We start from the raw sequence: 12016 nt of genomic DNA on the forward strand, positions 1-12016 counted from the left end.
GCGGTTCCCTTCGCCCCTTGCGACCAAGTGTCGCACCCCGCCCAGCCCCCGCCTTGCACCCCCCTCGATCACAACTAAGCTTGTTGCCACAGCGACTGAAACAGCCGGCGCGCTTGCACCTTTTTGGGGCATTTTTCGTCAGCGGTTCTGCGCAAAGGCTGATGGGGCCGACTCAAGCGCCGATGTGCGAGTGATCAACGGCACTGAGCAAGCGTTCGGCAGAAGCCTTTGCCTTAGACGAAAAATCAAATTTTGGTACACATATCAATTAATTAATTGTGTACAATTTTCCCGCCGAAAAGGCTCGAAACCGCTGTGGGGCAGGCGTTGGCAAGGATCGGCGCGGGCGCCATCGCGTTGCAATAACCACACGGTTTATACATACTTGCGCCGATTTTTACCCTATAAAAACACCCAAACCGTGGAACCTTAGAATGAGCACAGCAATCAGTCCGACTGCTTATAACTATAAGGTCGTCCGCCAGTTCGCCATCATGACGGTGGTCTGGGGGATCCTTGGCATGGGGCTTGGTGTCTTCATCGCCTCGCAACTGGTCTGGCCCCAGCTTAACCTGGACCTGCCGTGGACGAGCTTCGGACGCCTTCGCCCGCTGCACACCAACCTGGTGATCTTCGCCTTCGGTGGTTGTGCACTGTTTGCCACTTCCTACTATGTCGTGCAGCGAACCTGCCAGACGCGACTGATTTCCGACAGCCTCGCGGCCTTCACCTTCTGGGGTTGGCAAGCGGTGATCGTCGGTGCGCTCATTACCTTGCCGCTGGGCTACACCACGACCAAGGAATACGCCGAGCTGGAATGGCCGATCGCCGTTTTGCTGGCCATTGTCTGGGTCACCTACGGTGTGGTGTTCTTCGGTACCATCGTCAAGCGCAAGACCAAGCACATCTATGTGGGCAACTGGTTCTACGGCGCCTTCATCGTCGTCACCGCGATGCTGCACATCGTCAACCACGCCTCCTTGCCGGTCAGCCTGTTCAAGTCCTACTCGGCTTATTCGGGTGCCACCGACGCAATGATCCAGTGGTGGTACGGCCACAACGCCGTGGGCTTCTTCCTGACCACCGGCTTCCTGGGCATGATGTACTACTTCGTGCCAAAACAGGCCGAGCGTCCGATCTACTCCTATCGCCTGTCGATCGTGCACTTCTGGGCACTGATCACCCTGTACATCTGGGCAGGTCCCCACCACCTGCACTACACCGCCCTGCCGGACTGGGCGCAGTCGCTGGGCATGGCCATGTCGATCATCCTCCTGGCGCCAAGCTGGGGCGGCATGATCAACGGCATGATGACCCTCTCGGGCGCCTGGCATAAGCTGCGCACCGACCCGATCCTGCGCTTCCTGGTGGTCTCCCTGGCCTTCTACGGCATGTCGACCTTCGAAGGTCCGATGATGGCGATCAAGACCGTCAACTCGCTGTCGCACTACACCGACTGGACCGTGGGCCACGTCCACGCCGGCGCCCTGGGCTGGGTCGCGATGATCTCGATCGGCGCCCTGTACCACATGATTCCGAAGGTCTACGGCCGCGAGCAGATGCACAGCACCGGCCTGATCAACGCGCACTTCTGGCTGGCGACCATCGGTACCGTGCTGTACATCTCCTCGATGTGGGTCAACGGCATCACCCAGGGCCTGATGTGGCGTGCAATCAACGACGACGGCACCCTCACCTACTCCTTCGTCGAAGCCCTGCAAGCCAGCCATCCGGGCTTTATCGTCCGCGCCCTGGGCGGTGCGTTCTTCGCCTCCGGCATGCTGCTGATGGCGTACAACGTTTTCCGTACCGTACGCGCCTCGAAGCCGGCCGAAGCTGAAGCCGCCGCTCAGATCGCTGTAGTTGGAGCTCACTGATGAAGCATGAAGTAGTCGAGAAGAATATCGGCCTGCTGGCCTTCTTCATGGTCATCGCCGTGAGCATCGGCGGCCTGACCCAGATCGTCCCGCTGTTCTTCCAGGACGTCACCAACAAGCCGGTCGAGGGCATGAAGCCGCGTACCGCGCTGGAGCTCGAAGGCCGCGACATCTACATCCGCGAAGGCTGCGTGCAGTGCCACTCGCAGATGATCCGTCCGTTCCGCGCCGAACCCGAACGCTACGGCCACTACTCGGTCGCCGGTGAAAGCGTCTGGGATCACCCGTTCCTGTGGGGTTCCAAGCGTACCGGCCCGGACCTGGCCCGCGTTGGCGGCCGTTACTCCGACGACTGGCACCGTGCTCACCTGTACAACCCGCGCAACGTCGTGCCCGAGTCGAAGATGCCGGCCTACCCATGGCTGGTGGAGAACAAGCTCGACGGCAAGGATACGGTGAAGAAGATGGAAGTCTTGCGCACCCTCGGCACGCCGTACACCGATGAAGACATCGCCGGTGCCCGCGACGCGGTCAAGGGCAAGACTGAAATGGACGCCCTGGTTGCCTACCTGCAAGGCCTGGGCACCATCATCAAAAGCAAACGGTGACATTGATGGATATCGGGATGATTCGTGGCCTGGGCACCGTCGTGGTGATGGTGGCCTTTATCGGCCTGGCGTTGTGGGTGTTCAGTTCTCGGCGCAAGTCCGAGTTCGACGAAGCGACCATGCTGCCCTTCGCGGATGATCCCGAAGCCAGCAAGCACGTCGAGCAAGCGCAAGCGAAAGCGTCTAGGAGTAACAACGAATGACTACCTTCTGGAGTCTGTACGTCACCGTTTTGAGTCTGGGCACCATCTTCGCCCTGACCTGGCTGCTGCTGTCCACCCGCAAGGGCCAGCGCAGCGAAACCACCGAAGAAACCGTGGGCCACGCCTACGACGGCATCGAGGAATACGACAACCCGCTGCCCAAGTGGTGGTTCATGCTGTTCGTCGGCACCATCGTTTTTGCCCTGGGCTACCTGGTGCTGTACCCCGGCCTGGGTAACTGGAAAGGCCTGCTGCCGGGCTACCAGTACCTGGACAACGACAAGAAAACCGAGTTCGCCAACGGCCAGGCCGGCTGGACCGGCGTGCACGAGTGGGAGAAGGAAATGGCCCGCTCGGACGCCAAGTTCGGGCCGATCTTCGCCAAATTCGCCTCGATGCCTATCGAGGAAGTCGCCAAGGACCCGCAAGCGCTGAAGATGGGCGGCCGTCTGTTCGCCTCCAACTGCGCGGTGTGCCACGGCTCGGACGCCAAGGGCTCCTACGGCTTCCCCAACCTCACCGACAACGACTGGCGCTGGGGCGGCGAACCGGAAACCATCAAGGCCACCATCATGGGTGGTCGTCACGGGGTGATGCCGGCCTGGGCCGAAGTGATTGGCGAGCAAGGCGTTGCCGACGTGGCCGCGTACGTGCTGACCAACCTCGATGGCCGCAGCCTGCCCAAGGACGCCAAGGCCGATCCAGCCAACGGCCAGAAGCTGTTTGCCACCAACTGCGTGGCCTGCCACGGCCCTGAAGGCAAGGGCACCCCGGCCATGGGTGCGCCAAACCTGACCCACCCGACCGCGTTCATCTATGGTTCGAGCTTCGCTCAACTGCAGCAGACCATCCGTTACGGCCGCCAGGGCCAGATGCCTGCCCAGGAAGCGATCCAGGGCAACGACAAGGTCCACCTGCTGGCTGCCTATGTCTACAGCCTGTCGCACCAGCCTGAGAAGACTGCTGAAGCGAAGTAATTCGCGAGTGTAGCAAAAGGCCCCGTCAGTGCAGACTGGCGGGGCTTTTTTTCGAGCGCTATGCGCTCGATCGCCGGCAAGCCGGCTCCCACGAAAGGACTCGCGCGCCCCTGTGGAGGCGGCTTGCCAGCGATGAGCCCGTGCGGATCACGCCTGTGCATGACCCATGTCAATTGACACGGGCCAATACACTATTACCCGCAATTCCCCAACGCGGCCAAAAGTCGCACCCCTCCCCCCTACCCGCAGGACAGGCGTATCATGCGCCCTAGAGCAGCAAGCTTCCGACTGCGGCCGGCAGGTACTGGCCGCGGCACTTCTCCACTGCCGTGGGACTCAATGATGAGCAAGCAGATTCCGGTACATGACGTCACCCCGCCTGCCAGTAAAGACAACAGCAGCGTCGACCTCTACGCCTCGCGTGAAAAGATCTACACCCGCGCCTTCACCGGCGTGTTCCGTAACCTGCGCATGGTCGGCGGCGCCGTCCTGTTCCTGCTGTACTTCGGTACGGTGTGGCTGAACTGGAGTGGCCACCAGGCCGTGTGGTGGAACCTGCCGGAGCGCAAGTTCTACATTTTCGGCACCACCATCTGGCCTCAGGATTTCATCCTGCTCTCGGGGTTGTTGATCGTCGCCGCCTTCGGCCTGTTCTTTATCACCGTGTACGCCGGCCGCGTATGGTGCGGCTATACCTGCCCGCAAAGTGTGTGGACCTGGATCTTCATGTGGTGCGAGAAAGTCACCGAAGGTGACCGCAACCAACGCATGAAACTCGACAAGGCGCCGATGAGCGGCAACAAGTTTCTGCGCAAGCTGGCCAAGCACAGCCTGTGGCTGAGCATCGGCTTTGTCACCGGCATGACCTTTGTCGGCTACTTCTCGCCGATCCGCGAGCTGGTGATTGAGTTCTTTACCGGCCAGGCCGACGGCTGGGCGTACTTCTGGGTTGGTTTCTTCACCCTGGCCACCTACGGCAACGCCGGCTGGCTGCGCGAGCAGGTATGCGTGTACATGTGCCCCTATGCGCGCTTCCAGAGCGTGATGTTCGACAAGGACACCCTGATCGTTTCCTACGACCCGCGCCGCGGCGAAACCCGCGGCCCGCGCAAGAAAGACCTGGACTACAAGGCCAAGGGCCTGGGCGACTGCATCGACTGCACCATGTGCGTTCAGGTGTGCCCGACCGGCATCGACATCCGCGACGGCCTGCAGATCGAGTGCATCGGCTGCGCCGCCTGCATCGATGCCTGCGACACCATCATGGACAAGATGAACTACCCCAAAGGCCTGATCAGCTACACAACCGAGCACAACCTCTCAGGGCAGAAGACCCACATGGTGCGCCCGCGCCTGATCGGCTATGCCGTCGTGTTGCTGACCATGATCGGCCTGCTTGCCAGCGCCTTCGTCATGCGCTCGCTGGTCGGTTTCGACGTCAGCAAGGACCGCGTGCTGTACCGCGAGAACGCCCAGGGGCGGATCGAGAACGTCTACAGCCTGAAGGTCATGAACAAGGACCAGCGCGATCACGTCTACGTGCTCGACGCTGGCGGCCTGCCCGACCTCAAGCTTGAAGGCGCACGGGAAATCCGCGTCGCTGCCGGCGACATTGTCAGCCTGCCGGTACAACTGTCGATGGCGCCGGAACAACTGCCGTCGACCACCAACGAAGTCATCTTCACCCTCAAGGACGCTGACGACAGCGCCACCCAGGTTGAAGCCAAGAGCCGCTTCATCGGCCCGCAAATTCGATAAGAGACTGAGCCCATGCCTTCTGCAACTGCCGCTAGCCCCTGGTACAAGCACCTCTGGCCGTGGATCATCATCGGTGTACTGGCCACCTCGGTGACCCTCAGCCTGACCATGGTGACCATTGCGGTGAACAACCCGGACAACCTGGTCAACGATAACTACTACGAGGCCGGCAAAGGCATCAACCGCTCGCTGGACCGCGAGCTGCTGGCCCAGACCCTCAACCTCAAGGCCAGCGTGCACCTGGATGAGCTGACCGGCGAAGTCGACGTGCGCCTGACCGGCAACAGCCAGCCGCAGACCCTGGAGCTGAACCTGATCTCGCCGACCCAGCCGCAAAAGGACCGCAAGATCGCCCTGACCCGCACCGACAGCGAAGCCGCCCGTTACCTTGGCCAACTCAGCGACAAGGTCGAAGGCCGTCGTTTCGTCGAGCTGCTGGGCAGCCAGGACCAGCATGTCTGGCGCCTGTTCGAGGAAGAAGAAGTCGCCCACGACAAGACCCTGGTACTCGGGGACGAGGCGCTGCAAGGGGCTGAACACCTCGAGAAATGAGTCGCCCCTATCGCTGGCAAGCCAGCTCCCACAGGTTGCACTATCCCTGTGGGAGCTGGCTTGCCAGCGATGCGGCCACCCTAAAAACCTGCGACGACTACCATGACCAGCCCCACGCCCTGCTACCACTGCGCCCTGCCCGTGCCTGCCGGCAGCCACTTCACCGCCCAGGTGCTCGGCCAGCCACGGGCGTTCTGCTGCCCTGGCTGCCAGGCAGTGGCCGAAGCCATCGTCGCCGGCAACCTGGAAAGCTATTACCAGCACCGCAGTGAAGCCAGCGCCAACCCCGACGCCCTGCCCCAGCAACTGGTCGACGAACTGGCCCTGTACGACCGCGCCGATGTGCAAAAGCCCTTCGTGCGCCACAGTGGCGAGCTGGCCGAAACCACCCTGCTGATCGAAGGCATCAGCTGCGCGGCCTGTGGCTGGCTGATCGAGAAACATCTGCGCAACCTGCCGGCGGTGGCCGAGGCGCGGCTGAACCTGTCCAACCACCGCCTGCAGGTCAGCTGGGCCGACAGCCAGTTGCCGCTGTCCAAGCTGCTCGCCGAGTTACGCCATATCGGCTACGCCGCTCACCCCTACCAGGCCGATCGCGCCGCCGAACAACTGGCCAGTGAAAACCGCACCGCGCTGCGCCAGCTGGGCGTCGCCGGGTTGTTGTGGTTCCAGGCGATGATGGCGACCATGGCCACCTGGCCGGAATTCAACATCGACCTGAGCCCCGAGCTGCACACCATCCTGCGCTGGGTAGCGATGTTCCTCACCACGCCGATCGTGTTCTACAGCTGCGCGCCGTTCTTTCGGGGTGCCGCCCGCGACTTGCGCACCCGCCACCTGACCATGGACGTCTCGGTATCGCTGGCCATCGGCCTGGCCTACGGCGCCGGGATCTGGACCGCAATCACCGGCAGTGGCGAGCTGTACTTCGACGCCGTGGGCATGTTTGCCCTCTTCCTGCTGGCCGGGCGCTACCTTGAACGCCGCGCCCGCGAACGCACGGCCGCCGCCACCGCGCAACTGGTCAACCTGCTGCCGGCCTCGTGCCTGCGCCTGGGCGCGGCCGGGCAGAGCGAGCGGATCCTGCTCAGCGAGCTGCGCCTGAAGGACTGCGTGCTGATCCAGCCCGGTCATGTGATCCCCGCCGACGGGCGTATTGTCAGCGGCCAGTCGAGCATCGACGAATCGCTGCTGACCGGCGAATACCTGCCACAACCGCGCAGCGCCGGCGACGCGGTCACCGCCGGCACCCTGAACGTCGAAAGCGCGCTGACCGTCGAGGTCCAGGCCCTGGGCCAGGACACCCGCCTGTCGGCCATCGTCCGCCTGCTGGAGCGGGCGCAGTCGGAAAAACCGCGCCTGGCGGAAATCGCCGACCGCGCCTCGCAATGGTTTTTGCTGTTCACTCTGATCGCCTCGGCCGCCATCGGCCTGCTGTGGTGGCAGCTCGACCCGGCGCGGGCGTTCTGGATCGTCCTGGCCATGCTGGTTGCCACCTGCCCCTGCGCCCTGTCGCTGGCCACCCCGACCGCGCTGACCGCCGCCACCGGCACCCTGCACAAGCTCGGCCTGCTGCTGACCCGCGGCCATGTGCTGGAAGGCCTGAACCAGATCGACACGGTAATCTTCGACAAGACCGGCACCCTCACCGAAGGCCGCCTGACCCTGCGGGCGATTCGCCCCTTGAGCGATACCGATGCCGACCGCTGCCTGATGCTCGCCGCGGCCCTCGAGAACCGCTCCGAGCACCCCATCGCCCGCGCGTTTGGCCGCGCCAGCCAGGCCGCCGACGAGGTCCAGGCAATGCCCGGCCTCGGCCTGGAAGGCAAGGTTGGCCAACAGCAACTGCGCATCGGCGAAGCGGGTTTCGTCTGCGCCCTCAGTGGCACCACCGCTCCGGCGATGCCGGACGAAGCCGGGCAATGGTTGCTGCTCGGTGACCAGCGAGGCCCACTGGCCTGGTTCGTCCTCGACGACCGCCTGCGCAGCGACGCCGCCGACCTGCTGGCCGCCTGCCGTGCCCGTGGCTGGCACACCCTGCTGTTGTCCGGCGACAGCTCGCCGATGGTCCACAGCGTGGCCGCCGAACTGCAGATCGACCAGGCCATCGGCGGCCTGCGCCCGGACGACAAGCTGGACAAACTCAAGGCCTTGCAGCAGCAAGGGCGCAAGGTGCTGATGCTCGGCGACGGGGTCAACGATGTGCCCGTGCTGGCCGCCGCCGATATCAGTATCGCCATGGGTTCGGCCACCGACCTGGCGAAAACCAGCGCCGACGCCGTGCTGCTGTCCAACCGCCTGGACGCCCTGGTCCAGGCCTTCAGCCTGGCCCGCCGCACCCGGCGGATCATTATCGAGAACCTGCTGTGGGCCACGGCGTATAATGGCGTCATGCTGCCGTTTGCCGCGCTGGGCTGGATCACGCCAATCTGGGCGGCGGTCGGCATGTCGGTCAGTTCGCTGATCGTGGTCCTCAATGCCCTGCGCCTGACCCGCGCCAGCGGCTTGCCGGCCAGCCATGCGCCAGCCATTGCCACGCATCCCGCGACGGCCTGACCAGGAGCCTCCATGCCCGCGCTTTACATCATGATCCCGGCCGCCCTGCTGATCGTCGCCATCGCCATCTACATCTTCTTCTGGGCGGTGGACAGCGGCCAGTACGATGACCTCGACGGCCCGGCCCACAGCATCCTGTTCGACGACCAGGACCCGCAGCACCAGGCCGCGATGGACGAGGCCGACGGCAAGAAACCCGACGACGGTACGCCGCCTCGTGACTGAACTTCTACCCCTGCTCAGCTCGGCTCTGATCCTCGGCCTGCTCGGCGGCGGTCACTGCCTGGGCATGTGCGGCGGCCTGATGGGCGCGCTGACCCTGGCCATTCCCAAGGAACAACGCAGCCGTCGTTTTCGCCTGCTGCTGGCCTACAACCTGGGGCGCATCCTCAGTTACGCCCTGGCCGGCCTGTTGCTGGGCCTGGCTGGCTGGGCCGTGGCCAACAGCCCGGTGGCGACGGCCATGCGCGTCCTGGCCGCACTGTTGCTGATCAGCATGGGCCTGTACCTGGCCGGCTGGTGGAGCGGCTTGACCCGCATCGAAGGCCTGGGTCGGGGCTTGTGGCGGCATATCCAGCCCGTGGCCAACCGCCTGCTACCGGTCTCCAGCCTGCCACGCGCGCTACTGCTTGGCGCCCTGTGGGGCTGGCTGCCATGCGGGCTGGTATACAGCACCCTGCTCTGGGCGGCGAGCCAGGGCAATGCCGCCGACAGCGCGCTGCTGATGCTGGCCTTCGGCCTTGGCACCTGGCCGGTACTGCTTGCCACCGGTCTTGCCGCCGAACGCACCAGCGCCCTGCTGCGCCAGCGCGGTGTGCGCATCGCCGGCGGTGTGCTGGTGATGCTGTTTGGCCTGTGGACCCTGCCAGGGCCGCACCAGCACTGGCTGATGGGCCACTGAAGCGGCGTTGATACAAATCAACACGGGTTTGCCCCGCGCTCCCTAGACTCCGGACACTGCTGCTTTTTCTGGGGACTGCCCGCATGCTCGACGTTCTTCGTTGGGACTCCGACCTGATTCGCCGCTACGACCTGGCCGGCCCACGCTACACCTCCTACCCGACCGCGGTGCAATTGCACAGCGAAGTCGGCTCCTTCGACCTGCTGCACGCCCTGCGTGACAGCCGTCGCGCCGTACGCCCGCTGTCGATCTATGTGCATGTGCCGTTCTGCGCCAACATCTGCTACTACTGCGCCTGCAACAAGGTCATCACCAAGGACCGTGGCCGCGCCGCGCCCTACCTGCAACGCCTGGAACAAGAAATCCAGCTGATCGCCTGCCACCTGGACCCCAAGCAGACCGTCGAGCAACTGCACTTTGGCGGCGGTACCCCGACCTTCCTCAGCCACGTCGAGCTGCGCCAGTTGATGGCCCACCTGCGCCAGCATTTCAACCTGCTGGAGGACGACTCTGGCGACTACGGCATCGAGATCGACCCGCGCGAGGCCGACTGGTCGACCATGGGCCTGCTCCGCGAACTGGGTTTCAACCGCGTCAGCCTCGGCGTGCAAGACCTTGACCCGCTGGTGCAACGGGCGATCAACCGCCTGCAGAGCCTGGAGCAGACCCGGGCGATCATCGAAGCGGCGCGCACCCTGCAGTTTCGCTCGATCAACCTCGATCTGATCTACGGCCTGCCCAAGCAGACCCCGGAAGGTTTTGCCCGTACCGTCGAAGAAGTGATCAAGCTGCAACCGGACCGCCTTTCGGTGTTCAACTACGCCCACTTGCCGGAGCGCTTCATGCCCCAGCGGCGTATCGACAGCGCCGATTTGCCGGCCCCGGCGGCAAAGCTGGAAATGCTCCACAACACCATCGAGCAACTGACCGCCGCTGGTTACGTGTACATCGGCATGGACCACTTCGCCCTGCCCGATGACGAACTGGCGATTGCCCAGGAAGAGTCGACCCTGCAGCGCAACTTCCAGGGCTACACCACCCACGGGCATTGCGACCTGATTGGCCTGGGGGTCTCGGCCATCAGCCAGATCGGCGACTTGTACTGCCAGAACAGCAGCGACCTCAACACCTACCAGGACACTTTGTCCACCGCTCAACTGGCCACCAGCCGCGGCTTGATCTGCAGCGAAGATGACCGCCTGCGCCGGGCGGTGATCCAGCAATTGATCTGCCATTTCGAACTGGACTTCGCGACCATCGAGCGGGATTTCACCATCGACTTTCGCGGCTACTTCAACGACCAGTGGCCCGCCCTGCAGGCCATGCACGAGGATGGCCTGATCGAGCTGGGCAACGACAGCATCAAGGTGCTGCCCGCCGGACGGCTGCTGGTGCGCTCGGTGTGCATGGTGTTCGATGCCTACCTGGACCTGCATAACCGCCAACGTTTCTCCCGGGTTATCTGAGGTTTTTTGTCGCACTCCTATCCTGCCTGGCCTCGGCACAATCGTCCAAGCTGGCCGAAACACCCTAGCCTGGGTTACCCTTACGGCTTATGTGTGCTTTCCCACAAGGATTGAAGAAATGTCCGAGCCAGTCAAACTGCGCCCCCACAACCAGGCCCATTGCAAGGATTGCAGCCTGGCGCCTCTGTGCCTGCCCTTGTCGCTGAACTTGGAAGACATGGATGCACTGGATGAAATCGTCAAACGCGGGCGTCCGCTGAAAAAAGGCGAGTTTCTGTTCCGCCAGGGCGACAATTTCGGCTCGGTCTACGCGGTGCGCTCCGGCGCCCTGAAAACCTTCAGCCTGAGCGACAGTGGCGAAGAGCAGATCACTGGCTTCCACCTGCCCAGCGAACTGGTCGGCCTGTCGGGCATGGACACCGAAGCCTACCCGGTCTCGGCCCAGGCCCAGGAAACCACGTCGGTCTGCGAAATCCCCTTCGAACGCCTGGATGAGCTGTCGGTGCAACTGCCACAGTTGCGCCGTCAGTTGATGCGGGTGATGAGCCGCGAAATCCGCGACGACCAGCAGATGATGCTGTTGCTGTCGAAAAAGACCGCCGACGAGCGCATCGCCACCTTCCTGGTCAACCTCTCGGCGCGCTTCCGTGCCCGTGGCTACTCGGCCAACCAGTTCCGCCTGAGCATGTCGCGCAACGAGATCGGCAACTACCTGGGCCTGGCGGTCGAGACCGTCTCGCGGGTGTTCACGCGCTTCCAACAAAACGGCCTGATCCAGGCCGAAGGCAAGGAAATCCATATCCTCGACCCGATCCAGCTGTGCGCCCTGGCCGGTGGCTCGCTGGAAAGCTGACTCTGCGGATAACGGGTATACTGGCGGGCATTGTTTTTCAGGATACCCGCCTCATGCCCAGCGCCGCCTTCGACCTCAAAGCCCTGATCCGTCCGGTACCGGACTTCCCCAAGCCTGGCGTGATCTTTCGCGACATCACCCCGCTGTTCCAGTCGCCGCGGGGCCTGCGCCATGTCGCCGATGCCTTTATCGAACGCTACGTCGAAACCGACTTCAGCCATATCGGCGCCATGGATGCGCGGGGCTTTCTGATCGGCTCCCTCAT

Annotated in this window: 12 protein-coding genes; all 12 read left to right on the top strand. The window is 63.5% G+C overall.

Annotated elements, in window-relative coordinates; genetic code table 11:
* Window positions 1–434: 434 nt before the first annotated feature.
* Complete coding sequence (gene ccoN / locus UW3_RS0122905) at window positions 435–1877, top strand: cytochrome-c oxidase, cbb3-type subunit I (protein WP_010225990.1); 1443 nt, start codon at window positions 435–437, stop codon at window positions 1875–1877.
* Window positions 1877–2485 carry a cytochrome-c oxidase, cbb3-type subunit II gene (gene ccoO, locus UW3_RS0122910; protein ID WP_010225991.1) on the top strand — a complete coding sequence of 203 codons (609 nt, stop codon included), beginning with the start codon at window positions 1877–1879 and terminating at the stop codon, window positions 2483–2485. The genes ccoN and ccoO overlap by 1 nt, the downstream gene beginning before the upstream one ends.
* Window positions 2486–2490: 5 nt before the next feature.
* A complete protein-coding gene (locus UW3_RS0122915; RefSeq protein ID WP_010225992.1) occupies window positions 2491–2688 on the top strand; it encodes a CcoQ/FixQ family Cbb3-type cytochrome c oxidase assembly chaperone in 198 nt (65 codons plus the stop codon).
* On the top strand, window positions 2685–3665 hold the full coding sequence (gene ccoP, locus UW3_RS0122920) for a cytochrome-c oxidase, cbb3-type subunit III (protein ID WP_010225993.1): 981 nt from the start codon (window positions 2685–2687) through the stop codon (window positions 3663–3665). The genes UW3_RS0122915 and ccoP overlap by 4 nt, the downstream gene beginning before the upstream one ends.
* Window positions 3666–4007: 342 nt before the next feature.
* Window positions 4008–5423, top strand: coding sequence for a cytochrome c oxidase accessory protein CcoG (ccoG, locus tag UW3_RS0122925; RefSeq protein WP_010225994.1), 1416 nt, complete (start codon window positions 4008–4010; stop codon window positions 5421–5423).
* Between the two features lie 12 nt (window positions 5424–5435).
* Entirely contained in the window at window positions 5436–5975 is a 540-nt protein-coding gene (locus UW3_RS0122930) for a FixH family protein (RefSeq protein ID WP_010225995.1), read from the top strand.
* A 102-nt stretch (window positions 5976–6077) separates the two neighbouring features.
* Complete coding sequence (locus tag UW3_RS0122935) at window positions 6078–8531, top strand: heavy metal translocating P-type ATPase (protein WP_010225996.1); 2454 nt, start codon at window positions 6078–6080, stop codon at window positions 8529–8531.
* Between the two features lie 12 nt (window positions 8532–8543).
* Window positions 8544–8756 (top strand): cbb3-type cytochrome oxidase assembly protein CcoS, encoded by a 213-nt coding sequence (gene ccoS / locus UW3_RS0122940; RefSeq protein WP_010225999.1) that lies wholly within the window; start codon window positions 8544–8546, stop codon window positions 8754–8756.
* Window positions 8749–9432: a sulfite exporter TauE/SafE family protein gene (locus UW3_RS0122945; RefSeq protein ID WP_010226000.1), complete on the top strand. Its 684-nt coding sequence runs from the start codon at window positions 8749–8751 to the stop codon at window positions 9430–9432. Before ccoS ends, UW3_RS0122945 begins: the two co-directional genes overlap by 8 nt.
* A gap of 83 nt (window positions 9433–9515) precedes the next feature.
* The gene (hemN, locus tag UW3_RS0122950; protein ID WP_010226002.1) at window positions 9516–10898 is read left to right on the top strand and encodes an oxygen-independent coproporphyrinogen III oxidase; all 1383 of its coding nucleotides are present in this window, start codon (window positions 9516–9518) and stop codon (window positions 10896–10898) included.
* 118 nt (window positions 10899–11016) lie between these two features.
* On the top strand, window positions 11017–11751 hold the full coding sequence (gene fnrA, locus UW3_RS0122955; protein WP_010226003.1) for a Crp/Fnr family transcriptional regulator FnrA: 735 nt from the start codon (window positions 11017–11019) through the stop codon (window positions 11749–11751).
* Window positions 11752–11804: 53 nt separating this feature from the next.
* The coding region (locus UW3_RS29895) for a hypothetical protein (RefSeq protein ID WP_010226004.1) at window positions 11805–12016 on the top strand (212 nt) is incomplete at its 3' end.

The organism is Pseudomonas donghuensis (assembly GCF_000259195.1).
GTDB classification, from domain to species: domain Bacteria; phylum Pseudomonadota; class Gammaproteobacteria; order Pseudomonadales; family Pseudomonadaceae; genus Aquipseudomonas; species Aquipseudomonas donghuensis.